Raw genomic sequence first — 23,288 nt, 5'->3', positions numbered from 1 at the left:
AAACCGTGAACGCACCAGCGGTATTTCGCCGAACCTACCGGATATTGCGTCTACCAGTTGTCCTTGAACCAGCGCAGGGCCCGTTTGAGCGACCGCGCCGGGTAGCGTTCCACCGGGATCTCGAAATCCCACCATTCGTCCTGCGGATGCGCGGCAAAGAGGCACAGCCCCACCGTGCTGGCGAAAGGCGCATCCGTCGCCACCTGTGGCAGGCCCTGCAACCGCAGCGGACGCCCAAGCCGCACCCGCTGGCCCAGGATCCGCGCCGCCAGCCCGTCGAGCCCGGGAATGAGGCTCGTCCCCCCCGTCAGCACGATCTGCTGGCTGGGAAGATGTTCGAACCCCGCCGCATCCAGCCGCACGCGGACCTCTTCGAGGATCTCTTCCACGCGGGGACGCATGATGCCGATCAGTTCGGTGCGGCTGATGGACCGGCGGTCCTTTTCCCAGTCGCCGCTGTCGCCGCCCAGTTCGATCCGCTCGCGGTCGTCCATGCCGGTGGCGTGCACGCCGCCGTGGATGGTCTTGATCCGTTCGGCCACGGTTTCGGATACCTGAAGGCCCTTGGCGATGTCCGAGGTCACGTGATCGCCGCCCATGCGCACACTGTCGGCGAAGATCATGTGTTTCTTCATGAAGATGGAAATGCCGGTCGCGCCGCCGCCCATGTCGATGCAGGCGGCGCCGAGTTCCTGTTCATCCTCCACCAGGCTCGCCAGCCCCGCGGCGTACGCCGAGGAGGCGATGCCCGCCACCTCCAGATCGCAGCGTTTGAGGCAATGCAGCAGGCATTCCACCGCCGTCGCCTCGACCGTCAGCAGGTGCATGTCGCAGGTCAGCCGGTGCCCGATCTGCCCGCGCGGGTCCGACAGGCCCGAACGGTGGTCGAGCGCGAAGTTGACCGGATGGGCGTGCAGCACCTCGCGCCCCTCGCCCAGATCGGGCATGGCGCAGGCGGCCAGAACGCGGGCGATGTCCTGTTCCGTGACCACGCTGTCGGCCAGATGGTGTTCGCCCGCCAGCCCATAGCTGCGCGGCCGCGCGCCCGACAGGCAGGCGATGACGTGATCCACCCTTTGGCCCGCGTTCTTTTGCGCCGATTGCAGCACGGTGCGGATGGCGCGTTCGGTTTCGTGCATCGCATCGACCTCGCCGAAGCGCACGCCGCGCGACCGGGTGATGGCCCGGCCGATGACATGGAACTGCGACTGCCCGGCCATCGGGCCCACGCCGTCCTCTGCATGGCTGCGCTCGGGCCCGTCGAAGCGCAGGATCAGGCAGGCGATCTTGGACGACCCGACATCGAGCACCGCGACGACGCCGCGCTGCATCGCCGCCTTGCGCATCTGGCGCATCGCGCGTTGGGACTGGTACAAGTCTGTCATAGGCGGGCCTTTCCGGTCTCTTCCATGGGGGCGCCGCGCAGTTCGGCGGCGGCGCGCGGGGTCAGACGCAGCGTGGGGCGCTGTGCATGGCGCAGGTCGATGGCGACAAGATCGCGCGCCAGCAGGCCCTGCGCCTGATCCAGCGCGATGGCGCGTTCCAGCGCGCGCACGGGGTTGGCGGCGGGCAGCAGAAGGCGCTGGTCGCGGTCCAGCACCACGTCCCACCGCCGCTCGCCGAACCGCACCAGCCCGCGCAGGCGGGGCAGCAGGGGCCCCGCGGCGGCGACCAGCGCCAGCGCCTCGGGCACCGCCCGGTCCGCCCCTTCCCCGGTGATCAGCGGCAGGTCGGCGCGCAGGGCGCGGGCGGTGATCGCGGCGACGCGGTGGCCCTCGGCGTCCAGCAGCCACAGCCCCTCGGCGCTGCGCCAGACCACGGCGGGCAGGCGTTCGGTCACGTTGACCTGCAACACCCCGCCCGGCTGGATGCGCAGATCCGCCGCCTTCACGGCGTCGAAGGCCGTCACCTGCGCATGCGCCGCCGCCATGTCGATGTCGAACGAGGATTTCGGCAGGTCGAGCGCCAGCGCGCGGCGGATGCTTTCGGCCAGCACCGGCGAGGCGCCCTCGATGGCCACCAGCCGCACCATGAACTCCGGCCGGCTCTGGATCGCGTCGCGCATGTCGGTGAACATGCCCGCGAAAGAGGCGCGCCGGTCGGCATCGGCCAGCCAGACGCCGCCGAAGAAGGCGATCAGGAAGGCCGGCAGACCCACCCGCACCAGCACGCGGAACAAGGGCGTCAGCCACAGCCGCTGCATCCGGTAGGCCCACCGCGAGGGCGCGGGGTCGCGGCGCGCGGCCGGATCGCGGCGCAGGGGGGGCTCTATCCGGGTCTGCCTCAGCGGTCGCAACGCGCGTCCTCCACCATCCAGCGCACCAGTTCGGGAAAGCCGATGCCGCAATGCGCCGCCTGTTCGGGCGACAGCGACGTGGGCGTCATCCCCGGCTGGGTGTTCAGTTCCAGCACCACCAGCCCGTCCAGCCCGCGCGGCGCGTCCCACCGGAAATCGGTGCGCGACAGCCCCCCGCAACCAAGCGCGCGATGCGCGCGCAGCGCCATGTCCAGACAGGCGGCGGTGATGTCCGCCGGCAGGTCGGCGGGCAGCACATGGTGCGATCCGCCGGGGCGGTATTTGGCGTCGTAGTCGTACCAGCCCTCGGTCACGATGTCGGTGACGCAGAGCGCGCGGTCGCCCATCACCGTCACCGTCAGTTCGCGCCCCGGGGCATAGGCCTCGACCATCACCATGTCGGGCATGTCGGCGGACAGCGCGGGGGGGGCGTTCGCGGCGTCATGCACGATATAGACGCCGACCGACGACCCTTCGTTGTTCGGCTTGACCACATAGGGGGGCGGCAGGACGTGGCGGGTGCGCACCTCTGCCGCGGACGCCATCACCCCCGCCGCCACCGGCAGGCCGGCGGCGCGCAGCACCTCTTTCGCGCGGGTCTTGTCCATGGCGAGCGCCGAGGCCAGCACGCCCGAATGCGTATAGGGAATGCGCAGCCATTCCAGCAGGCCCTGCACGCAGCCATCCTCGCCCCACCGGCCATGAAGGGCGTTGAAGGCCACATCGGGGGCGATCGCACGCAGGCGTTCGGCCAGATCGGGGCCGGCATCGACCTCGATCACCTCATATCCCGCCTCGCGCAGAGCGGCGGCGCATCCACGCCCGGACGACAGCGACACCTCGCGTTCAGACGAAGGGCCACCCATCAACACTGCCACTCTGGCGGATGCCTTGCCCGACACGCCCGCCATGATCTGCCTCTTGCCGGGGCTGTTGCCGCCCCGTTAGTCGCGCGTCTCTCCGACGCGCATGATTTCCCACTCTAGCGAAATACCGCTGTGGTGCAAAACCCTTTTTCGTACTTCCTCGCCAAGCCCTTCCAGATCGGCCGCCGTGGCGCCGCCGGTGTTGATGAGGAAATTGGCGTGTTTTTCCGACATCTGCGCCCCGCCCCGCCGCGCGCCCTGCATGCCCGCGTCCTGGATCAGCTTCCATGCCTTGAGGTCGTGCACGTCGTCGGCGCGGCCGGTGCTGGAAAACCCGGCCGGGTTGCGGAAGGTGGATCCGGCGCTGCGGTCCTTCACCGGCTGGCTGGCGTCGCGGCGGGCGAGTTGATCCGCCATGCGCGCGGCCAGATCCTCGGGGTCGCCCGGCGGGGGGGCGAAGGTCGCGTCCAGCAGCACCCAGCCTTCAGGCAGGTCGGTCTGGCGGTAGCGGGGGTTCAGGTCATCGCGGGTCAGCGTGACGATCCGCCCGTCCCTTGCCGCGGCGCGGACGGATACCAGATGATCGGCGGTATATTGCCCATAGCAGCCCGCGTTCATCCGCACCGCGCCGCCGATGGACCCGGGGATGGTGCGCAGGAAGGCCAGATCCAGCCCCGCCTCTGCCGCCTTGCGGGCGACATGGGCGTCCAGCATCGCCGCCCCGGCGGTGACGCGGCCATCCGCGATCGTCAGCCCGGAAAACGCCCGCCCCAGACGGATCACCACCGCCCGCAGCCCCCCGTCGCGCACGATGAGGTTCGAGCCGACACCCATCGGGAACACCGGCACCCCCGCGGGCAGCGCGGCGAGGAAGGCGCACAGGTCGGCCTCGTCCGCCGGCTGGAACAGCCAGTCCGCCGGGCCGCCGACGCGCAGCCAGGTGAGATCGGCCAACAGGCGGCCCGGGGTCAGGCTGCCGCGGACGGCGGGAAGGGAAAGGGGCGCAGGCATGGACATGGGCCGTGACTAGCCCCGCGCCCGGGGCACCGCAAGGGGCGGTTCAGCGCAGCGCATGGCGCAAAGGCAGGCCGAGCGCGATTGTCGCCGCCACCAGCCCGCCCAGGCCCCAGACCGGCCCGTGCCGCCAGGTGATCAGCCCCGCCAGCGGCACCGCGATCACGGCCAGAACCAGCGCCACCTGACGGCGGCGCGATTCAGGCAGGAAAGGCACCGCCGCCGCCGCCAGAATCCAGGCCGCACCCAGCCAGAAGCAGACCGGAAGGCCCGCCACGATCACGCCGCGTCCCTTTCCGCCAGCCGGTCGGGCAACGCCTGCGCCCAGGCCGAAATCGTGCCCGCGCCGAGGCAGACCACGATGTCGCCGGGCCGCGCCTGTTCGCGCACCAGCCGCGACAGATCGTCCTCGGACAGGATCGCGCGGGCGTGGCGGTGGCCATGGGCGATCAGCCCCGCCACCAGATCGTCGCGCGATGCGCCCGGGATCGGATCCTCGCCCGCGGCATAGACCTCGGCGATGGCGACGACATCGGCCTCGTTGAAACAGGCGCAGAAATCCTCGAACAGATGGCTCAGCCGCGAATAGCGGTGCGGCTGGTGCACCGCGATGACGCGCGCGCCGGGGCTGCCCGACACGGCCTGCCGCGCCGCACGCAGCACGGCGGCGATTTCCACCGGGTGGTGGCCGTAGTCGTCGATCACGGTGACGCCGCCCAGAACCTCGCCCACCTTGGTGAAACGGCGGTTGACCCCGGCGAAACCGGCCAGCGCCTCGCGGATCTCGGCCTTCTTCATGCCCAGGTGGCGGGCGACGGCGATGGCCGAAAGGGCGTTCGACACGTTGTGATCGCCCGGCATCGGCAGGGTGCAGCCTTCGATTATCGAACCTTCGCCTTCGTTCTGAAGCAGCACGTCGAACTGCGCCTTGCCGTTTTCGAACCGCAGGTTCACCCCGCGCACATCGGCCTGCGCGTTGAAGCCGAAGGTGATGATGCGCCGGTCGGTGACGCGGCCCACCAGCGCCTGCACCTCCGCGTGGTCGGTGCAGCAGACGGCCACGCCGTAGAAGGGGATGTTCGACACGAAATCGAAGAAACCCCGGCGCAGCGCGTCGAAACTGCCCCAGTGTTCCATATGTTCGGGGTCGATGTTGGTGACGATGGCGATGGTCGCGGGCAGGCGGTTGAAGCTGCCGTCGGATTCATCGGCCTCGACCACCATCCATTCCCCTGCCCCCGCCCGCGCGTTCGACCCGTAGGCATGGATCACGCCGCCGTTGATGACCGTGGGGTCGAACCCGCCCTTGTCCAGCAATGTTGCAACCAGAGTGGTCGTGGTGGTCTTGCCATGCGTTCCGGCGATGGCGATGTTCGATTTCAGCCGCATCAGTTCGGCCAGCATCTCTGCCCGGCGCACCACCGGCAGCTTGCGCCGCCGCGCCTCTTCCAGTTCCGGGTTGCCCTTCTTGATGGCCGAGGAAATCACCACCACCGCCGCCTCGCCCAGGTTTTCCGCCCGCTGGCCCTCGAACACCTCGGCGCCGAGCGCGACCAGCCGGTCGGTGATCTTCGACGCCTTCGAATCCGACCCCTGCACGCGATAGCCGAGCGTCATCAGCACCTCGGCGATGCCCGACATGCCGATGCCGCCGATGCCGACGAAATGGATCGGGCCAAGCTCCAGCGGCAGCTTCGTGGCGGCTGCGTTCATGCGGTATCTCCTGCCAGTTCTTCGACCAGGGCGGCCAGCCGTTCGGCCGCGTCGGGCTTGCCTTGCGTCAGCGCATTGCCGGCCATCCGTGCGGCCGCGGCGGGGTTGCCCAGTATCGCCGCCATTTGCGCGCAGAGCGTGGCCGGGTCAAGCAGCTTTTCGGGGATCATCACCGCGGCCTCGGCCCCCACCAGCCCGCGGGCATTGGCGGTCTGGTGGTCGGCGGCGGCGGCGGCATAGGGGATCAGGATCGCGGGCCGCCCGATGGCCGCGATGTCGGCGATGGACGAGGCCCCGGCGCGGGAAATCACCAGTTGCGCCTCCGACAGGCGGCGGGGAATGTCGGTGAAGAAGGGCGCGATGTCCGCCCGGATGCCGGCGGCGGCATAGGCGGCGGCGGCGCGGTCCGCATCCTCGTCGCGGGCCTGATGGGCGACGCGCAGGTTGGCGCGCAGCCCTTCAGGCAGCGCGGCCACGGCGGCGGGCACCACATCCGACAGGATCCGCGCGCCCTGGCTGCCGCCGATGACCAGGAGGCTCATCGGATAGTCGCCGGGCGGAATATAGGGCGCGCCCGCGCGTTCCAGCACGGCGGCGCGCACCGGGTTGCCGGTGTGGATGCCGGTCACGCTGTCGGGCAGCGCGGTGGGCCAGCTGCCGCAGGCCACCGCCTGCACCCGGCGCGCGAAGGCCGCGTTCACCCGGCCGAGGATGCCGTTCTGTTCATGGATCATCCGCGGCAGGCGCAGAAGCGTGGCCGCCGCCAGCGCCGGGATCGAGGGATAGCCGCCGAACCCCACCACCACCGCGGGCCGGTCGCGCAGCATCCGCACCGCCGCCGCGATCACCCCGCCCGCGATCCGCGGCCCCACCGCCAGCCGCGCCAGCGCGCCCCCGCGCGCGAAGGTGGCCGAGGATACCCGTTCCACCGCCACCTGTGCCGGAAACCCCCCGGCATAGCGCGCGCCGCGCGCATCCGTCGACAGCTTCACCCGCCAGCCGCGGGCGATCATGGTTTCCGCCAGCGCCTGCGCGGGAAACATGTGGCCCCCCGTCCCCCCCGCCGCGATCAGCAGCAGCGGCGCCATCACCGCCCCCGCCGGAAGATGTCGCCGATCTCGCCCTGCGGCCGGGTCCGGGTCAGCGCCAGCAGCGCCCCCACCGTGATCCCCGCCGCGATGACGGACGACCCGCCGTAGCTGACGAAGGGCAGCGTCATCCCCTTGGCGGGCAGAAGCCGCACCGCGACCCCCATGTTGATCATCGCCTGCACCCCGAACACACAGGCCAGCCCCGCCCCCGCCAGCCGGGTGAACGGGTCGCGTTCCCGGATCAGCCGCAGGAAGGACCGCACGACGACCACGCCATAGAGCAGGATGACCGCCAGCACGAGGATCAGGCCGTATTCCTCTGCCGCGACCGCGATGATGAAATCGGTATGCGCATCGGGCAGTTGCCATTTCACCTGCCCCTCGCCCACGCCGGTGCCGAAGAAGCCGCCCTGCTGGATCGCATTGGTGGCATAGCCGATCTGCGTGCGCGGGTCGATGTCGGGCGACAGGAACCCGTTGATGCGGCGGGCGAAATGCTCGCTCGCGCCATAGGCGATGAAGCCGCCGAAGAACGCGACCCCCACCAGCAGGCCGATCAGCAGCATCGGCGCACCGGCGATGAAATACATCACCATCCAGGAAAACAGCACCAGCGCCGCCTGCCCGAAATCGGGTTGCAGCACCAGAAGCCCCACCACCGCACCGGTCACGGCCAGCGAGATGCGCCGCCCCGGGGGCCCGTTGATTTCCTGCGCGGCGGCGATCAGCCAGGCCGACAGGATGATGAAGCCGGGCTTGAGGAATTCCGACGGCTGGACCGAGGCGAAGCCGAAGGAGAACCACCGCACCGCGCCCTTGCCGAAATCGGTGCCGAAGAAGGGCAGCGCCGCCAGCGCCGCGAAGCCGAGCGCGAAGGCCAGCACGCCGAGCCGCCGGATCTGCCGCGGGGTCAGCATCGAACAGCCCAGCATCACCGCCAGCGCCAAGCCCCCGAAGGCCGCCTGCCGTTCCACATAGTAGAACCGCGGCAGGTTGTTGCTTTGCGCCAAGGGGACCGAGGCCGCGAGGCCGAGCAGGAGCCCGATGCCGAACAGCAGCAGGATCGCCGTCAGCGACCATTTGTCGATCGTCCGCCACCAGCGGGGAAGAATCGGCTCGCCCACCCGCAGGGGAAGGCTGCCATGAACCATTTCCGTCATGGGATGCCGCCTGAACTGTTCGTACTGCCTCGATCGCCCGGGTTTGCCCGGATCCGGGCCAGACCTTACCACAATCCCGCCCCAAGGCCAGCGGAAACGCGCGGGCGTGGCGCGCGGCGCGCCGGGGGCCAGCCCCCGGACCCCCGGAGTATTTCGGGCAAGATGAAGCCGCGAGGTTTTTTTCGGTTCCGGCGAAGATTCTTTTTGCGGTTAACCGGTTGGTAACGATCTGTGGCGCAATGTCGGACCTGCGAATGAGGCGAGGTTGCGATGGAAAAGGGTTTGTTCTTCTCCCCCACACCCTTCACCCCACCCACCACGGAAGAAGACAGACTGTCGTGGCTGCGTCTCATTCGCTCCTCCCGCGTGGGGCCGACGACCTTTCACCGGCTTCTGGGGGAACATGGTTCCGCCGCCGCGGCGCTGGAGGCCCTGCCCCGCGTCGCCCAGGCGGCGGGCGTGAAGGATTACAGCCCCTGCCCCGAAGGCGTGGCGCGCGCCGAAATGGCCGCCGCGCGGCGGGCAGGCGCGCGGATGGTCTGTTTCGGCAGCCCCCACTACCCCCCCGATCTGGCCGACCTGCCCGATGCGCCCCCGGTGCTGTGGCTGATCGGCGATGCGGCGCTGTTGCACCGGCCGATGGTGGCGCTGGTGGGGGCGCGGAATGCGTCGAGCCTGGGGCTGCGCATGGCGCGGCGGCTGGCGGCGGAACTGGCGGAGGCCGGGATCGCGGTGGTTTCCGGCCTTGCGCGCGGCATCGACGCGGCGGCGCATGAGGCGGCGCTGTCGGGCGGAACGGTGGCGGTGCAGGCGGGCGGGGTGGATGTGGTCTATCCGCTGGAAAACACCGCGCTGACCCACACCATCGGCACGCGCGGGGCGCGGATTTCCGAACAGCCGATGGGGCTGGAACCGCAGGCCCGCCATTTCCCGCAGCGCAACCGCATCGTTTCGGGCATCGCGCTCGGCGTCGTGGTGGTGGAGGCGGCGGAACGGTCGGGCAGCCTGATCACGGCGAAGAACGCGCTCGACCAGGGGCGCGAGGTGATGGCGGTGCCGGGCCATCCGGTGGATGCGCGCGCGGCGGGCTGTAACCGGCTGATCCGCGAGGGCGCGGTGCTGGTGCGCGGTGCGGAGGACGTGATCGAGGCGCTCGGCCCCGCGCTGGCGGCGGCGCGGGCGAACCGGGGGGCGGCCCCGATGGCGACGGCGCCCGAACCCCGCCGGCCGCTCGGCCATCTGGCGGAGGTGGCGGGGGCGGTGCTGCGGGGGCGCAGGACGACTGCCCCCGGGGTGCCGCCCGGCCCCCCGCCGCGGCCCGCGGCGGAAACCGCGGCGCTGCACCGCGCGATCCTCGACCGGCTCGGCGCGGCGCCCCTGGCAGAGGATCAACTGATCCGCGATCTTGCCCTGCCCGCCGCCGCCGTGGCCCCCGAACTGGTGATGCTGGAGCTTGACGGCGCCATCGAACGCGCGCCCGGCGGGCTTCTGTCGCGGGTCCAGGATCATGCCGCAGCGCCGCGAGATTGACATTCGGCCGGCCTTTCGCACATGGTGCCCCGCCGCCGCACCGGTGCGCCAGAGGAAGATCCATGCCCGTCGTCGTCGTCGAATCGCCCGCCAAGGCCAAGACAATCAACAAGTATCTCGGCCCGGATTACACGGTTCTGGCCTCTTACGGCCATGTGCGCGACCTGCCGGCCAAGGACGGGTCGGTCGACCCCGAGCACGATTTCGGCATGACCTGGGAGGTGGCGCCGGAAAGCAGGAAACATGTGCGCGCCATCGCCGAGGCGCTGAAATCCGACGACCGGCTGATCCTCGCCACCGACCCCGACCGCGAGGGCGAGGCGATTTCGTGGCATCTGCGCGAGGCGCTGGCCTCGTCGCTGAAAAAGGGCAAGACGGTGCAGCGGGTGGCCTTCAACGCCATCACCAAATCGGCGGTGACAGAGGCGATCGCCAACCCGCGCGAGATCGACCAGGATCTGGTGGATGCCTATCTGGCGCGCCGGGCGCTGGACTATCTGGTGGGCTTCACCCTGTCGCCGGTGCTGTGGCGCAAGCTGCCGGGCGCGCGGTCGGCGGGGCGGGTGCAATCGGTCTGCCTGCGCCTGATCGTCGAACGCGAGATGGAGATCGAGGCGTTCCGCGCCCGCGAATACTGGACGGTGGGTGCGCGGCTCGCCACGCCGCGGGGGCAGGAATACGATGCGCGGCTGACCGTTCTGGGCGGCAAGCGGCTGGAAAAGTTCGATATTCCGCATGCCGCGGCGGCGGAACTGGCGGTGGCGGCGATCCATTCGCGCCCCTTCGCGGTGAAGTCGGTCGAATCGAAACCCGCCAGCCGCAACCCCTGGCCGCCCTTCATGACCTCGACCCTGCAACAGGAGGCGAGCCGCAAGTTCGGCATGGGCGCCAAGGCCTGCATGTCGGCGGCGCAACGGCTCTACGAGGCCGGGCACATCACCTACATGCGGACCGACGGCATCGACATGGCGCCCGAGGCCGTGATGGCCGCGCGCGACGAGATCCGCAGCCGTTTCGGCGCGAATTACGTCCCCGACAGCCCGCGGATGTACAAGAACAAGGCCAAGAACGCGCAGGAGGCGCATGAATGCATCCGCCCCACCGACATGTCGCTGTCGCCGGAAAAACTGCGGGCCGAGGATGACCAGCGCAAGCTCTACGATCTGATCTGGAAGCGCACCATCGCCAGCCAGATGGCGGCGGCACGGATGGAACGGACCACGGTGGATGTCGCCAGCCCCGACGGGCAGGTGGAACTGCGCGCCACCGGGCAGGTGGTGCTGTTCGACGGGTTCCTGCGCGTCTACGAACAGGGCCGCGACGACGAGGATGACGAGGACGGCGCCCGCCTGCCCCAGATCATGCAGGGCGAACCCGCCGAAAAGCGCGCCGTCACCCCCGAACAGCATTTCACCCAGCCCCCCCCGCGCTATACCGAGGCGACGCTGGTCAAGCGGATGGAGGAGTTGGGGATCGGCCGGCCCTCGACCTATGCCAGCGTGATCACCACCATCCAGGACCGCGAATATGTCCGCAAGGACAAGAGCCGCCTGATCCCCGAGGACAAGGGGCGGCTGGTCACGGCGTTTCTGACCAACTATTTCCGCCGCTACGTCGAATACGACTTCACCGCCGATCTGGAAACCGACCTCGACGACGTGTCCGCCGGCAGCGCGGATTACAAGGAGGTGCTGGCCCGGTTCTGGCGCGATTTCTCCGCCGCCGTCGCCGAAACCGCCGATCTGCGCATCGGCGAGGTGCTGAGCACGATCGACGATTTCCTCGCCCCCCATCTTTACCCGCCGCGCGAGGACGGGTCGGACCCGCGGTCCTGCCCGGTCTGCGGCGCGGGAAGGCTGCATCTGAAAACCGCGCGGTCCGGCGGGGCCTTCATCGGCTGCGGCAACTATCCCGAATGCCGTTATACCCGGCCGCTGTCCGCCCCCGGGGGCGAGGATGGCGCGGTGCAGGCGCTCGACGGCAAGGTTCTGGGCCATGACGAGGACGGCACGCCGGTGACGCTGCGCATCGGCCGCTTCGGCCCCTATGTGCAGAAGGGCGAGGCGACGGCGGAAACGCCCAAACCCCCGCGCGCGAGCCTGCCCAAGGGCTGGCCGCCGGAAACCATCGACCTTGCCCGCGCGCTGGCGCTGCTGTCCCTGCCCCGCCCCATCGGCCCGCATCCCGAGGATGGCGCGCTGGTCGAGGCCGGGATCGGCCGGTTCGGGCCCTATGTGAAGCACGGGCCGAAATACGCCAACCTGCCCGATGTCGAAGAGGTGTTCACCATCGGCATGAACCGCGCGGTCGAGGTGCTGGCGCAGAAGGCCAGCCGCGGCGCGCGCGGCAGCACGCCGGCCACGGCGCTGCGCGATCTGGGCGAACATCCCGACGGCGGGCCGGTGCAGGTGATGCCGGGCCGGTATGGGCCCTATGTCAAATGGGGCAAGATCAACGCCACCCTGCCCAAGGACAGCACGCCCGAGGACGTCACGCTGGACGCGGCGCTGGAACTGATCGCGGCCAAGGCGGGCAAGGCGAAGCCCAAGGCCAAAGCGGCGGCGAAACCGAAGGCCGCAGCCAAGCCCAAGGCAGCCGCCAAACCCAAGGCCGCGGCCAAGACCGCCGCCAAGCCCAAGGCGGCCCCCCGCCGCAAGGCCGCCGCCGATTGACACTGCCGGACGGCCGGGCAACAATCTTTCAAACACGGACGCGAGGGCCTCATGAACAAACTCCATGCCACCGCCGGAGAGGCCCTTGACGGGCTTCTGTTCGACGGCATGACCATCGCCGCGGGGGGGTTCGGCCTCTGCGGTATCCCGGAACTGCTGATTTCCGCCATCCGCGATGCGGGGACCAAGGACCTGACGGTCGCCTCGAACAACTGCGGGGTGGATGATTTCGGGCTCGGGATCCTGCTGGCGACCAAGCAGATCCGCAAGATGATCTCGTCCTATGTCGGCGAGAACGCGGAATTCATGCGCCAGTACCTGAGCGGGGAACTGGAACTGGAATTCAATCCCCAGGGCACACTGGCCGAACGCATGCGCGCGGGCGGCGCGGGGATCCCCGGCTTCTACACCGCGACCGGCGTGGGCACGGTGATCGCCGAGGGCAAGGAGCACAAGGAGTTCAACGGCAAGACCTATATCCTGGAAACCGGGATCGTGGCCGACCTGTCGATCGTCAAGGCGTGGAAGGCGGACCCCTCGGGCAACCTCGTCTTCCGCAAGACCGCGCGCAACTTCAACCCGCCGGCGGCGACCTGCGGCAAGGTCTGCGTGGCCGAGGTCGAGGAAATCGTGCCGATGGGCAGCCTCGACCCCGACCATATCCACCTGCCCGGCATCTATGTGCACCGCCTGATCCAGGGGCAGCACGAAAAACGGATCGAACAGCGCACGGTGCGCAAGCGGGAGGCGGTGTGATGGCCTGGGATCGCAACCAGATGGCGGCGCGCGCCGCGCAGGAACTGCAGGACGGCTGGTATGTCAACCTCGGGATCGGCATCCCGACGCTGGTGTCGAACTACATCCCCGCCGGCGTGAACGTCACGCTGCAGTCGGAAAACGGCATGCTCGGCATGGGCCCCTTTCCCTACGAGGGCGAAGAGGACGCGGACCTGATCAACGCCGGCAAGCAGACGATCACCGAACTGCCGCAGACCGCGTTCTTCGACAGCGCGCAGTCCTTCGCGATGATCCGCGGCGGCAAGATCGCCATGGCGATCCTCGGGGGTATGGAAGTGTCGGAAACCGGCGATCTGGCGAACTGGATGGTGCCGGGCAAGCTGGTCAAGGGCATGGGCGGCGCGATGGATCTGGTCGCGGGCGTCGGCCGGGTGGTGGTGGTGATGGACCACACCAACAAGGCCGGTGAATCGAAGGTGCTCAAGCAATGCACCCTGCCGCTGACCGGCAAGGGCGTGGTCAACCGCATCATCACCAACCTCGGGGTGCTGGATGTGGTGCCGGGCGGGCTGAGGATCGTCGAATGCGCCGAGGGCGTGACCGAGGACGAACTGCGCGCCGCGACCGAGGCGACCATCGTCGGCTGACGGCCCGTGCCGCCGCCTCGGGGGGCATCGAGCCCCCCTCGCCGGCGCTGCCGCGGGCGGGTGGGGACGGTGGCCCTTCATCCGGCCGCCTGTGTCGGGGGAGTGCGGGGGCCTCCGGCGGGGATATTTGGGTCCAGCCGGAAGGATGCGCCGCTTCGTTCCGGGAAGCAGCGTTTTTTGGTTATGACGGGCGGCTGCCGTCCACCGCATGCGACGTCTGCCCCCTTTGGACCGCGACCATTCGCCCGCACCTCGGGGGCGGGGTGGATGTTCCCTCCCCGGCTTTCCTGCGGCTAGTCTGTGCCGACCGCAGCGGGGGCAGGACATGGACGGCAACAGGGTCATCGTGGGCATATCCGGCGCCTCGGGCGCGATCTATGGCCTGCGCTGCCTCGACGCCCTGCGCGCGGCGGGGGTGGAAACCCATCTTGTCGTCAGCCGCGCGGGCGAGATGACGTTGCGCACCGAATGCGGCCTATCCCTGCGCGACATCGAACCCCGCTGCGACCATCTGCATGCGGCCCGCAATGTGGGCGCGGCGATCGCCAGCGGGTCTTTCCGCACCAGGGGCATGATCGTCGCGCCCTGTTCCATCCGCAGCCTGTCGGAAATCGCCACCGGCGTGACCGCGGGCCTGCTGACCCGCGCCGCCGATGTGGTGTTGAAGGAACGCCGCCGGCTGGTGCTGATGGTGCGCGAAAGCCCGCTGCATCTGGGCCATCTGCGCAGCATGGCGGCGGCGGCGGAACTGGGTGCGGTGATCGCGCCGCCGGTGCCCGCCTTCTACACCCGGCCCGAAACGCTGGACGACATCGTGGACCATTCCGTCGGCCGCGTGCTGGACCTGTTCGGGATCGACGCCCCGATCCGCCGGTGGGCGGGGATGGGGCTCAGCCCCCCGCCGAAATCACCTTGAACACGCAAGGATCCGTCACCAGTTCCGGCGGCGTCAGGCACAGGCCCTGCGCCACCTGCCAGGCGGCCAGCACCTTGGGCACATAGGCGCGCGTTTCCGCATAGGGGGGCACGCCCGCATTGCCGCGCACCGCGCCTTCGCCCGCGTTGTAGGCGGCCAACACCATCAGCGGATCGGCGTCGAATTCGCGCATCAGCCAGTCCAGATAGGCCACGCCGCCCTTGATGTTCTCCATCGGGTCGGTCGAATCGGCCACGCCGAAGCGGCTCGCCGTCGCCGGGATCAGCTGCATCAGCCCGACCGCCCCGGCCGAACTGACCGCATCCGCCCGCCCCGCGCTTTCGATCCCGATCACCGCCAGCACCAGCGCGGGCGACACCCGCGTGCCGATGGTCGCGCGCAGGATGTCGGTGCCGAAGCGGGTGGCGAGGTCCTGCATCTGTTGCAGCCGCGGCGCCGGCACGCGCTGGCCGCCGGGCCCCTGCGCCAGCGCCGCCAGCGCCTGCCCGAACCGCCCCGCCTGCGGGCCGAGGCCGGGGGGAACCAGTTCCCAATACCATTCATAGGGCCCCGCCACGACGGGCCCGGGGGCGGCGGGCGCGGACGGGGGCGCATCGGGTTTGCGGGGTTCCACCCTGGGGGCCAGCGCCAGCAGGCGTTTCTGTTCCTCGGGGTCGATCTGTACCGTGATCCGGCGCTGGCCGGGTTCCGGCGGTTTCATCCGGCGGAAGGTGAAATCCGCGCCCTGTTCGGCCATGGCCGGAACGGGGGCCGCAACGGGGGCCGCCGCCAGCGCCGCCGACAGCGCCAGACGCAGCAGCCGCGCGCGGGCGGCGGGTGCGCCGGGGGGGATTCGGCGCTTCGGGGTCATGCGGGGCATCCTGCTCTGCCTGCCGTCATTTGTTTGCGCCGATCATCGCAGGAATCGGCCCGCCGATCCAGCTTTTCCCCCTGCCTTGGGCCGAATCTGCGGCGCAAAGGCCCGCGCCGGATTGGGATCGCATAAAATACCATTCAAAAACAGGTAGTTAAAATTTATCGCAGAAAAATCGCGCTGACCGAAAATACCCCGGACCGGCCCCAATGGTGCCACGATTCGGGGGCCATATATGCTCAAGCCAGGACGGAAGGCGGACCGGAACAGAGGCCGGGGTGATGCAGACCGAAGCGGTGAAACACGTAACGAGCAAATCCTGAAGGGACGTACCCATGAAATTCACCAACCTCCTGAAGAAATTCCGCAACGACGAATCCGGCGCCGTGACCGTTGACTGGGTCGTGCTGACCGCCGCCATCGTGGGCCTCGGCATCGTGGTGATGAACGTCGTCGGCGGCGGCATCGAAAGCGTCGCGACCGGCATCAACGACAACCTGACCGACACCACCATCGGCTACGAGAAGCAGGGCGACGGCGGCGAACAGCAATAATCGCGCCACAGAGCATCCCTTTTCCCGGCGCGGCCGGACAACCGCCGCGCCTCCTCAACCCCGAAACAACCGACATCAAGGACCAGACACATGAAACTCTTCTCGCTGATCAAGAAATTCCGCAACGACGAATCCGGCGCCGTGACCGTTGACTGGGTCGTGCTGACCGCCGCCATCGTGGGCCTCGGCATCGTGGTGATGAACGTCGTCGGCGGCGGCATCGAAAGCGTCGCGACCGGCATCAACGACAACCTGACCGACACCACCATCGGCTACGAGAAGCAGGGCGACGGCGGCGAACAGCAATAATCGCGCCAGAAGCCGAAAAGTTTCAGGGCCGCGCCGCTTGCGCGGCCCTTTTCCTTTTCCGCCCCGTTTGCAATCGCCCGCTTTCCACCCCCGATTGCACCTTCTTTCGCCACATTCGGGCACAAGGCTCATGTCCTGTGGCAGGCCCGATTCCCGGGCCGCGTGACGAGTGGACCCCAAACCGGAAGGGACCGGCAATGTTCAGGATCAGGCGTTTCCTTGCGCGGCAGGACGGGGCGGTGACCGTCGATTTCGTCGTGCTGACGGCGGCGGTGATCGGCATGGTGATGGTGATCATCTTTCCCTTCATGTCGGGCACCACCGATTTCGCCGAACGCCTGGCGGCGCTGACCGCGACCTACACGCCCAAGTGACGGCGCGGGCGGTCCATTCTTTTGCCGCAATCCTGCATCAGGGTGCGGCGTTGACGGAATCGTAACCGATTCCGCCACAGAACCGAGGCGGAACAGGCAAAACCTGCCCCGAGCAGTGAAAGGAAACGGTAGATGCGTCTTGTCTTCGGACTTGTGCTGGTCGTCGGCCTGGGGCTTGCGGGCTTTGCCGCCTATATGGTGCAGGGCTATGTGAAACAGACAGAGGTCGCGCTGGCCCGCGAACGCGCCGCCCGCGCCAAGGCCGGGCCCATGGTCGAGGTCTTCGTCGTCAACAAGCAACTGGCCTATGGCAAACCCCTGCTGCCGGAAGACGTGCAGGTGATCCTCTGGCCGCAGAACGCCCTGCCCGAAGGCGTGTTCACCGACAATGCGGCGCTGTTTCCCGGCGACGGGTCGAAAAAGCGCATGGTGACGCGGCAGATGGAAAAGTTCGAACCCGTGCTGGCCGTCAAGGTGACGGAACCGGGCGAGGTCGCCTCGATCACCTCCAGCCTCGCCAAGGGCATGCGCGCCTTCGCGATCCAGGTCGATGTGGCCTCTGGCGTGTCGGGGTTCCTGCGGCCGCTGGACCGGGTGGACATCTACTGGACGGGCTCCACCCGCGGGATTTCCGAGGCCGAACAGGGCGAGATCACGCGGCTGATCGAAACCGGCGTGCGCATCATCGCCGTGGACCAGACCGCAAGCGCCGATACCGCCGCGACGATCATCGCCCGCACCGTGACGGTCGAGGCGACGCCGCAGCAGGTGGCGAAACTCGCGCAGGCGCAGGCCACGGGGCGGCTGGCGCTGTCTCTGGTCGGCAACGACGACGAGATGACGACGGGCGTCACCGACGTGATGCGGCGCGACATCCTGGGGATCGAGGAAAAGGTCGTGGCCGAGGTGGAACGCGAAAAGGTCTGCACCATCCGCACCCGCCGGGGCGCCGAGGTGGTGGAAATCCCGATCCCCTGCACCAACTGACCACAGCCGCACGGCACCGGGCGCCCGCCGCAAGGGGGGCGCCTTTCGCCATTCCGGCTGCCGGAAGGGTGCCCGCGGCCGGCCCTGCTAGGAAGGCCGCCTGCGCGCGCCCGGGCCGCCCGGGGCCTCTGCCGGGGGCAGGAATTCGTCGGGGAACTGGCTGACGCGGGTCAGCGTGCCCGCGCCGACGAAGGACACATGTTCCAGCATGATCCGCGCCGCCCGTTCCCCGTCGCGCTGGCCGAGCGCATCGGCGATGCGGCGGTGGTCGTCGTGCGAGCGGACGACATCGGCGTAATCCTCCCAGATCGCGATCCGGTCCGACACCAGCGGCACGCTGTGCAGTTGCTCGATGAAGCTCTGCAGCCAGGGGTTGCCGGCCCCGCGGTAGATGGTGCCGTGGAATTCGACGTTCATCTGCCGGTAGGGCACTTGCGTCTCGGGCCGCAGCGTGCCGCAGGCCAGCAGCGCATCGCCCTGCCGCACCAGATCGTGCAGATGTTCCACCTCGGCATCGGTGATGTGGAGCGCGAACAGCCGGCAGGCCAGCGCCTCCAGCTCCGCCCGCACCCGCAGCCCGTGCCGCAGGTCCGACATCGAGAATTCGCGCACCCGGAAACCGCGGTTGGTTTCATACCGCACCAGCCCGGCCTGGGCGAGCGTCGTCAGCGCGGTGCGCAGCGGCGTGCGCGACACGCCCATCTCTTCGGCCAGCCGGTCCTGGTGCAGCCGGTCGCCCGGCCGCAGGGTACCGCAAAGGATCGCCTCGCGCAGTTGCGCGACCAGTTGTTCCGACGTGACCGGCGGCTGGCCCTCTTCCCGCACAAAATCCTGCATGTCGCCCGAAACTCTCCCACGATCAGGGTTTCCCGGCAGCATAATGTATTCAAAACGGATAAACTCAACGAAAATCCCTCGTGACGGAACGTCACGAACCGGGGCTCAGCCCGCAACCACCGATTGCAGCTCGAAAATCGGCAGCAGCACCGCCAGCACCACCACCAGCACGAAGGCGCCGACCAGCACCATCAGCGCCGGGTCCAGCACCGCCGCCAGCCGCTTGCGTTCGGTGTCGAGCCGCGTTTCCAGCACCATCGCCGCGCGGTCGGCCATGCGCGCGACCTGCGCGGTTTCCTCGCCCACGCGCACCATCTGCAGGACGATCCCGGGCAGAAGCGGCAGCCGGGTCAGCGCGGCGGCGAGGCTTTCGCCCTCCGTCACCGCGCGCAGCACCTCGCGCGCCTGATCCTGCGCGCTGCGCAGCGCGATGACCTCTGCCGCGCTGGCCACCGCCGCCTGCACCGTCTGGCGGCTGCCCAGAACCAGCGCCAGCGTGCGCAGGTATTCAGCCGCCATGGCGAGCCGCATCAGCCGCCCCAGCACCGGCAGCCGCAGGGCCGCGCGCTGGATCGCGTCGCGCGGGCCCGGCGCGCGCCAGGCCAGCACCGCGCCGGCCACCGCCGCCGCCAGCAGAAGAAGGATCAGCACCGCATGGCGCTGCACCGCGCCGGATATGCCCAGAACCGCCTGTGTCAGGTCCGGCAGCGGGCGGTTCGCGGCCTGGAACATCACCTGCAATTCCGGCGCGATCTGCGTCACCAGCACCCCGCAGACCAGCAGCGACACCAGCCCCACGAAGGCCGGATAGACAAGCGCCGTGGCCAGAACCGACTTGCGGTTGCCCTGGTTTTCCTGGTGTTCGGCCAGCCGCTCGAACACCTCGGCCAGCCGCCCCGACGCCTCGCCCGCGCGCAGGGACGCGATGCAATAGCCCGGAAACCCCGCCCGCGCCTGCCCCACCAGATCAGCCAGCCCCCGGCCTTCCAGCACGCCGGCCTTCAGCCAGGCGGAAAAAGCATGCAGCCGGGCGGAGCCTTCGGACCCGATCACCGCATCCAGCGCCTGTTCCTTGGACAGCGAGGCCGCCAGCAGCACCGCCATCTGCCGGCAGAAGATCGCGCGCTCGTCGAGGTCGAGCCGCATCGACCGGCCTCGCCGCACCGGCCCCGCCGCCGCCGCGCCCGCCCGGATCTCTGACGGAAACAGCCCCTTGCCCTGCAACTGTTCCAGCGCCGCGCGTTCGTTTTCCGCCACCACCGAGCCCGTGCGCCGCTTGCCCTCGCGCGTGTAGGCGACATAGGCGAAGGCCCGCATCAGAGGTCCCCCAGAACGCGGGCCAGTTCCTCGGGGCTGACCTCGCCGGCGGCGATGCGGCGCAGCGCGCTGGTGGTCATCGTTTCCGCCCCGGGGTCGAGCAGGGCGCGCAATTCGGCCTCTGCCGCGCCCTGGCCGATGGCGGCGGCCATCGGGTCCGGGATTTCGGCGACCTCGAAGATACCGACGCGGCCCGCGTGGCCGGTGCCCGAACAGGCGGGGCAGCCCACGGCATGGCGCACCATGGCGGGCACGGGGATGCCGGCGGCGGTCAGGCGGTGGGCCAGTTCCGCCGCCGGCGGTTCCGCCCGTGCGCAGGCCGGGCAGAGCCGCCGCACCAGCCGCTGCGCCAGCACGCCGCGCAGGGTCGAGGCGATGAGGTAATCATCCAGCCCCAGATCGCGCAGCCGCGTGACCGCCCCCAGTGTGCCGTTCGCATGCAGCGAGGACAGCACCAGATGCCCCGTCAGCGCCGCCTGCGCCGCGACCTTGGCGGTTTCCTGATCGCGGATCTCGCCCACGAGGATCACGTCGGGATCCTGCCTCAGGGTGGCGCGCAGGCCCGCGGCGAAGGTCAGGCCGATGTCGGGGTTGACCTGGGATTGCGAAATGCCGGGCAGTTCGTATTCGATCGGGTCCTCGACCGTCACCACATTGCGTTCGCGCCGGTCGATCAGGTGCAGCAGGGAATAAAGCGTCGTGGTCTTGCCGCTGCCCGTGGGCCCGGTGGCCAGCACGATGCCGTTCGGCCGCCCCGCCAGCCGCCGCAGCTGCGCCGCCTGCGCGGGCGACAGGCCAAGATCGTCCAGCGCCCGGATCCCCGCCTGCCGGTCGAGGATCCGCAGCACCAGCCGTTCGCCATGCTGGCCCGGCAGGCTGGAAAACCGCAGGTCGATCGCCCGGCCGCCGAAACGCAGCGCGATGCGCCCGTCCTGCGGCAGCCGGGTTTCGGACGTATCCAGCCCCGCCATCACCTTGAGCCGCGACACGATCCGGCGCACCGGCACGTCCTCGCGTTCCAGAATGGGGTAGAGCGTGCCGTCGAGCCGCATCCGCGCGCGGATCCCGTCGCGCAGGGGCTCGACATGCAGGTCGGACGCGCCCGCCCGCACCGCGCGGCGCAAAAGCTGGTTGACCAGTTCGATCACCGGTGCCTCTGCCGCATCCTCCAGCAGGTCCTGCACCCGGGCGCCGGTCTCGGTTTCCTCCAGATCGAAGGCGATGTCGGCGCCGCTGTCCTCTGCCTGCCCCGCCACGGTGCTGTAGTGGGCATCGAGCAGCCGGGCAAAGGCGGCGGCGTCGACCTCTTCCACCGCCAGGGGCGCGCCCGCCGCGCGGCGCACCTCTGCCAGCGCCGCGGCCTCGCCCCCCGGGCCCAGGATCATCCGGCCGCCGGTCAGGATCACCTGATGGTCCCGCGCAAAGGCGAAGGGCAGATGCGCCCCCGCCCCGGCGGGATCAGCGGCCATTGCCGAACCTCAGGGGCGCGGGCAGCGGCGGGAAGGACCGTTCGCGCGCCACCCGGTCCACAATGCCCATGTCGAAGGGCTGGTTCAGGTCCACTCCGTCGAAGGGCAGCCCCGCCGCCGGCACCGCCGGATAGACGCCATCGTCGCGCAACTGCATCGTGGCCGAGGCGCGCCGCGCATCCGCCGTCACCTCGCGCGTCAGCTGGTCGGCCAGCTGGTCGTTGTTCACGATCCGGGGCCGCAGCAGCATCAGCAGCACGCGCTGTTGCTTGTTGACCGCCCGGCCGCGGAACAGCCCCCCGATCAGCGGGATCTTCCGCAGCCCCGGCACGCCCGCCGACTGCACCCCCGCGCCGTTTTCCAGCAGGCCCCCCAGCATGATCACCCGCCCGTGGCGCACCAGCACGTTGGTTTTCAGCGCCCGTTTCGACGTGATCTCGCCCCCCGCGGCAGAGGCGGTGTTGGTCAGGCTCGACACCTCCTGCGAGATTTCCATGCGCACGATCTCGTCCGAGGTGATCTGCGGCGTCACCCGCAGCGTCAGGCCCACATCCTCGCGCTGCACGGTCTGGAAGGGGCGTTCGGGCACCGCGCTGTCGCCCACGGTGGCGAAACTGCCGGTGACGAAGGGCACGTTCTGCGCCACGACGATCTCTGCCTCGGCGTTGTTCAGCGTCATCACCGAGGGGGTGGAGAGCAACCGGGTCGAACTTTCGCGCGCCAGCGCCGACAGGAAGCCGACGAAGCCGTCATCCCCGCTCATCCGCGCGCCGCCGATGGTGCCGCCCGCGCCCGGCGTGGCGACGGTGGTGCCCGCCATCGCCGCGCTGACGAGGCTGGACAGCGTGGGCCGGTTGCCGATGGAAAACTCGGCCCCGCCCACCAAAGCGTTGTTCAGCAGCGCCCCGAACTGCGCCGACAGATCCGAGAAGTTCTCGACCGACAGTTCGAAGATCACCGCCTCGACCAGCACCTGCCGCGGCCGCTGGTCGAGGCTGCGGATGGCGGTGACGATGGCGTCGATCCGGTCGCTCGGCGCGGTGACGACAAGGGCGTTGCTTTGCGGTTCGGCCACGATGGACACCTGCGGGCCGACGGCGCCCGCCTGCCCCTCGGTCGCGGTGGCGGTAAACGACCGGGTGATGATCGGTTCCAGTTGCGACGCATCGGCATAGCGCAGCGACACGACCTCGGATTGCAGGCTGCGCTGCGGGGTGTCCAGTTGCGTCACGAGGTTGCGCACGCGCGCGCGAAAGGCATCGCTGCCGGAAATCAGGATCGCATTGGCGCGCGCATCCGCCGACAGCGTGGCCCCCGCGGGCATGATGTCCAGCCCGCGCAACGTTTCCACCATGTCCTCGGCCACGCCATGGTTGAGCCGGACGGTTTCCACCGCGCCGCCGCGCGCACGTTCGAGGCTTTCCAGCAGCCGCCCCACCCGGTCGAGGCTTTCACGCCGGTCCGATACGATCAGCAACCGGCTGGCCGGGATCACGGTCAGCACGGCTTCCTGCGCGATCAGGGGGCGGACGACCTCTGCCGCCTCGGTCACGGGGGTGCCCTGCAATTCGAAGATGCGGGTTTCATAGCCGCCGCTGCCCGACAGCGCGGGCGACAGTTCGCGCGCCTGATCCATCGGCACGATCCGGTCCACCTGCCCGCCGCGCACGATGGTGAGGCGGTTGAGTTCCAGCACGTTGAGGAAGATCTCGTAGAGCGCATCGGCCGAAACCTCGGTCGGCGCGATCACGGTGACGGTGCCGCGCACGCGGCTGTCGAGCGTGTAGTTGCGCCCGGTTTCCGCAGCCACGATCTCGACGAAGGCGCGCAGGTCGGCGTCGCGCAGGTTGAGCCGCACCTGCGCCTCGGCCATGGCGGAGAAACCACCGCCAAGCAGCAGCGCCGCCAGCAGGACGGCCGTCAA

22 protein-coding genes are annotated in these 23,288 nt (G+C 69.5%); 9 read left to right on the top strand and 13 right to left on the bottom strand.

Annotated features, from left to right (window positions below; genetic code table 11):
* Positions 1 to 50: 50 nt before the first annotated feature.
* From ftsA to RGD00_RS05175, 8 genes are read right to left on the bottom strand one after another with little or no spacing between them, the layout of a single operon-like run.
* Complete coding sequence (ftsA, locus tag RGD00_RS05210; protein ID WP_310456235.1) at positions 51 to 1,385, bottom strand: cell division protein FtsA; 1,335 nt, start codon at positions 1,383 to 1,385, stop codon at positions 51 to 53.
* Positions 1,382 to 2,296: a cell division protein FtsQ/DivIB gene (locus RGD00_RS05205; protein ID WP_425603369.1), complete on the bottom strand. Its 915-nt coding sequence runs from the start codon at positions 2,294 to 2,296 to the stop codon at positions 1,382 to 1,384. The genes ftsA and RGD00_RS05205 overlap by 4 nt, the downstream gene beginning before the upstream one ends.
* Positions 2,284 to 3,207, bottom strand: a complete 924-nt coding sequence (locus RGD00_RS05200) for a D-alanine--D-alanine ligase (RefSeq protein ID WP_310456234.1) — start codon at positions 3,205 to 3,207, stop codon at positions 2,284 to 2,286. The genes RGD00_RS05205 and RGD00_RS05200 overlap by 13 nt, the downstream gene beginning before the upstream one ends.
* Positions 3,208 to 3,240: 33 nt before the next feature.
* Positions 3,241 to 4,173, bottom strand: coding sequence for a UDP-N-acetylmuramate dehydrogenase (gene murB / locus RGD00_RS05195; protein ID WP_310456233.1), 933 nt, complete (start codon positions 4,171 to 4,173; stop codon positions 3,241 to 3,243).
* Positions 4,174 to 4,222: 49 nt separating this feature from the next.
* Entirely contained in the window at positions 4,223 to 4,459 is a 237-nt protein-coding gene (locus RGD00_RS05190; protein ID WP_310456232.1) for a DUF2484 family protein, read from the bottom strand.
* Positions 4,456 to 5,889 carry a UDP-N-acetylmuramate--L-alanine ligase gene (gene murC, locus RGD00_RS05185; protein ID WP_310456231.1) on the bottom strand — a complete coding sequence of 478 codons (1,434 nt, stop codon included), beginning with the start codon at positions 5,887 to 5,889 and terminating at the stop codon, positions 4,456 to 4,458. The genes RGD00_RS05190 and murC overlap by 4 nt, the downstream gene beginning before the upstream one ends.
* Complete coding sequence (locus tag RGD00_RS05180) at positions 5,886 to 6,977, bottom strand: UDP-N-acetylglucosamine--N-acetylmuramyl-(pentapeptide) pyrophosphoryl-undecaprenol N-acetylglucosamine transferase (protein ID WP_425603368.1); 1,092 nt, start codon at positions 6,975 to 6,977, stop codon at positions 5,886 to 5,888. Before RGD00_RS05180 ends, murC begins: the two co-directional genes overlap by 4 nt.
* Positions 6,977 to 8,140, bottom strand: coding sequence for a peptidoglycan glycosyltransferase FtsW (locus RGD00_RS05175; protein WP_310456229.1), 1,164 nt, complete (start codon positions 8,138 to 8,140; stop codon positions 6,977 to 6,979). Before RGD00_RS05175 ends, RGD00_RS05180 begins: the two co-directional genes overlap by 1 nt.
* Before the next feature lie 270 nt (positions 8,141 to 8,410).
* Here RGD00_RS05175 and dprA point away from each other — a divergent pair, with 270 nt between their 5' ends.
* The 5 genes from dprA to RGD00_RS05150 all read left to right on the top strand — a co-directional run bounded on the left by dprA (position 8,411) and on the right by RGD00_RS05150 (position 14,643).
* Positions 8,411 to 9,670, top strand: a complete 1,260-nt coding sequence (gene dprA / locus RGD00_RS05170; protein WP_310456228.1) for a DNA-processing protein DprA — start codon at positions 8,411 to 8,413, stop codon at positions 9,668 to 9,670.
* Between the two features lie 62 nt (positions 9,671 to 9,732).
* Complete coding sequence (gene topA, locus RGD00_RS05165; RefSeq protein WP_310456227.1) at positions 9,733 to 12,342, top strand: type I DNA topoisomerase; 2,610 nt, start codon at positions 9,733 to 9,735, stop codon at positions 12,340 to 12,342.
* 51 nt (positions 12,343 to 12,393) lie between these two features.
* The gene (locus RGD00_RS05160; protein ID WP_310456226.1) at positions 12,394 to 13,098 is read left to right on the top strand and encodes a CoA transferase subunit A; all 705 of its coding nucleotides are present in this window, start codon (positions 12,394 to 12,396) and stop codon (positions 13,096 to 13,098) included.
* Positions 13,098 to 13,727: a 3-oxoacid CoA-transferase subunit B gene (locus RGD00_RS05155; RefSeq protein WP_310456225.1), complete on the top strand. Its 630-nt coding sequence runs from the start codon at positions 13,098 to 13,100 to the stop codon at positions 13,725 to 13,727. The genes RGD00_RS05160 and RGD00_RS05155 overlap by 1 nt, the downstream gene beginning before the upstream one ends.
* A gap of 325 nt (positions 13,728 to 14,052) precedes the next feature.
* Positions 14,053 to 14,643, top strand: a complete 591-nt coding sequence (locus RGD00_RS05150; protein ID WP_310456224.1) for a UbiX family flavin prenyltransferase — start codon at positions 14,053 to 14,055, stop codon at positions 14,641 to 14,643.
* Here the strand turns inward: RGD00_RS05150 and RGD00_RS05145 are convergent.
* Positions 14,618 to 15,400, bottom strand: a complete 783-nt coding sequence (locus RGD00_RS05145) for a lytic transglycosylase domain-containing protein (RefSeq protein ID WP_310456377.1) — start codon at positions 15,398 to 15,400, stop codon at positions 14,618 to 14,620. The genes RGD00_RS05150 and RGD00_RS05145 overlap by 26 nt on opposite strands.
* 452 nt (positions 15,401 to 15,852) lie before the next feature.
* Here RGD00_RS05145 and RGD00_RS05140 point away from each other — a divergent pair, with 452 nt between their 5' ends.
* The 4 genes from RGD00_RS05140 (at position 15,853) to cpaB (ending at position 17,741) form a co-directional block, all read left to right on the top strand.
* Complete coding sequence (locus RGD00_RS05140; protein ID WP_310456223.1) at positions 15,853 to 16,071, top strand: Flp family type IVb pilin; 219 nt, start codon at positions 15,853 to 15,855, stop codon at positions 16,069 to 16,071.
* Between the two features lie 90 nt (positions 16,072 to 16,161).
* Positions 16,162 to 16,380, top strand: a complete 219-nt coding sequence (locus tag RGD00_RS05135; RefSeq protein ID WP_310456222.1) for a Flp family type IVb pilin — start codon at positions 16,162 to 16,164, stop codon at positions 16,378 to 16,380.
* Between the two features lie 197 nt (positions 16,381 to 16,577).
* Positions 16,578 to 16,754, top strand: coding sequence for a hypothetical protein (locus RGD00_RS05130; protein ID WP_310456221.1), 177 nt, complete (start codon positions 16,578 to 16,580; stop codon positions 16,752 to 16,754).
* A gap of 132 nt (positions 16,755 to 16,886) precedes the next feature.
* Positions 16,887 to 17,741, top strand: coding sequence for a Flp pilus assembly protein CpaB (gene cpaB / locus RGD00_RS05125; RefSeq protein WP_310456220.1), 855 nt, complete (start codon positions 16,887 to 16,889; stop codon positions 17,739 to 17,741).
* An 87-nt stretch (positions 17,742 to 17,828) separates the two neighbouring features.
* Here the strand turns inward: cpaB and RGD00_RS05120 are convergent, their stop codons facing one another.
* The 4 genes from RGD00_RS05120 to gspD all read right to left on the bottom strand — a co-directional run bounded on the left by RGD00_RS05120 (position 17,829) and on the right by gspD (position 23,288).
* Complete coding sequence (locus RGD00_RS05120; protein ID WP_310456219.1) at positions 17,829 to 18,578, bottom strand: GntR family transcriptional regulator; 750 nt, start codon at positions 18,576 to 18,578, stop codon at positions 17,829 to 17,831.
* Between the two features lie 105 nt (positions 18,579 to 18,683).
* A complete protein-coding gene (locus tag RGD00_RS05115; RefSeq protein WP_310456218.1) occupies positions 18,684 to 19,895 on the bottom strand; it encodes a type II secretion system F family protein in 1,212 nt (403 codons plus the stop codon).
* A complete protein-coding gene (locus RGD00_RS05110) occupies positions 19,895 to 21,364 on the bottom strand; it encodes a GspE/PulE family protein (RefSeq protein WP_310456217.1) in 1,470 nt (489 codons plus the stop codon). Before RGD00_RS05110 ends, RGD00_RS05115 begins: the two co-directional genes overlap by 1 nt.
* Positions 21,354 to 23,288, bottom strand: coding sequence for a type II secretion system secretin GspD (gene gspD, locus RGD00_RS05105; RefSeq protein WP_310456216.1), 1,935 nt, complete (start codon positions 23,286 to 23,288; stop codon positions 21,354 to 21,356). Before gspD ends, RGD00_RS05110 begins: the two co-directional genes overlap by 11 nt.

This window comes from Ruixingdingia sedimenti (genome assembly GCF_031432425.1).
Classification (GTDB): Bacteria; Pseudomonadota; Alphaproteobacteria; order Rhodobacterales; family Rhodobacteraceae; genus Ruixingdingia; species Ruixingdingia sedimenti.
This window is presented reverse-complemented; position numbering and strand designations above follow the sequence as displayed.

Bases quoted from the DNA above. Each gene is read 5' to 3' on its own strand.
- ftsA (WP_310456235.1), bottom strand. From the start codon at position 1,385: ATGACAGACTTGTACCAGTCCCAACGCGCGATGCGCCAGATGCGCAAG.
- RGD00_RS05200 (WP_310456234.1), bottom strand. From the start codon at position 3,207: ATGGCGGGCGTGTCGGGCAAGGCATCCGCCAGAGTGGCAGTGTTGATG.
- murB (WP_310456233.1), bottom strand. From the start codon at position 4,173: ATGCCTGCGCCCCTTTCCCTTCCCGCCGTCCGCGGCAGCCTGACCCCG.
- murC (WP_310456231.1), bottom strand. From the start codon at position 5,889: ATGAACGCAGCCGCCACGAAGCTGCCGCTGGAGCTTGGCCCGATCCAT.
- RGD00_RS05180 (WP_425603368.1), bottom strand. From the start codon at position 6,977: ATGGCGCCGCTGCTGCTGATCGCGGCGGGGGGGACGGGGGGCCACATG.
- RGD00_RS05175 (WP_310456229.1), bottom strand. From the start codon at position 8,140: ATGACGGAAATGGTTCATGGCAGCCTTCCCCTGCGGGTGGGCGAGCCG.
- dprA (WP_310456228.1), top strand. From the start codon at position 8,411: ATGGAAAAGGGTTTGTTCTTCTCCCCCACACCCTTCACCCCACCCACC.
- topA (WP_310456227.1), top strand. From the start codon at position 9,733: ATGCCCGTCGTCGTCGTCGAATCGCCCGCCAAGGCCAAGACAATCAAC.
- RGD00_RS05160 (WP_310456226.1), top strand. From the start codon at position 12,394: ATGAACAAACTCCATGCCACCGCCGGAGAGGCCCTTGACGGGCTTCTG.
- RGD00_RS05155 (WP_310456225.1), top strand. From the start codon at position 13,098: ATGGCCTGGGATCGCAACCAGATGGCGGCGCGCGCCGCGCAGGAACTG.
- RGD00_RS05150 (WP_310456224.1), top strand. From the start codon at position 14,053: ATGGACGGCAACAGGGTCATCGTGGGCATATCCGGCGCCTCGGGCGCG.
- RGD00_RS05145 (WP_310456377.1), bottom strand. From the start codon at position 15,400: ATGGCCGAACAGGGCGCGGATTTCACCTTCCGCCGGATGAAACCGCCG.
- RGD00_RS05140 (WP_310456223.1), top strand. From the start codon at position 15,853: ATGAAATTCACCAACCTCCTGAAGAAATTCCGCAACGACGAATCCGGC.
- RGD00_RS05135 (WP_310456222.1), top strand. From the start codon at position 16,162: ATGAAACTCTTCTCGCTGATCAAGAAATTCCGCAACGACGAATCCGGC.
- RGD00_RS05130 (WP_310456221.1), top strand. From the start codon at position 16,578: ATGTTCAGGATCAGGCGTTTCCTTGCGCGGCAGGACGGGGCGGTGACC.
- cpaB (WP_310456220.1), top strand. From the start codon at position 16,887: ATGCGTCTTGTCTTCGGACTTGTGCTGGTCGTCGGCCTGGGGCTTGCG.
- RGD00_RS05120 (WP_310456219.1), bottom strand. From the start codon at position 18,578: ATGCAGGATTTTGTGCGGGAAGAGGGCCAGCCGCCGGTCACGTCGGAA.
- RGD00_RS05115 (WP_310456218.1), bottom strand. From the start codon at position 19,895: ATGCGGGCCTTCGCCTATGTCGCCTACACGCGCGAGGGCAAGCGGCGC.
- RGD00_RS05110 (WP_310456217.1), bottom strand. From the start codon at position 21,364: ATGGCCGCTGATCCCGCCGGGGCGGGGGCGCATCTGCCCTTCGCCTTT.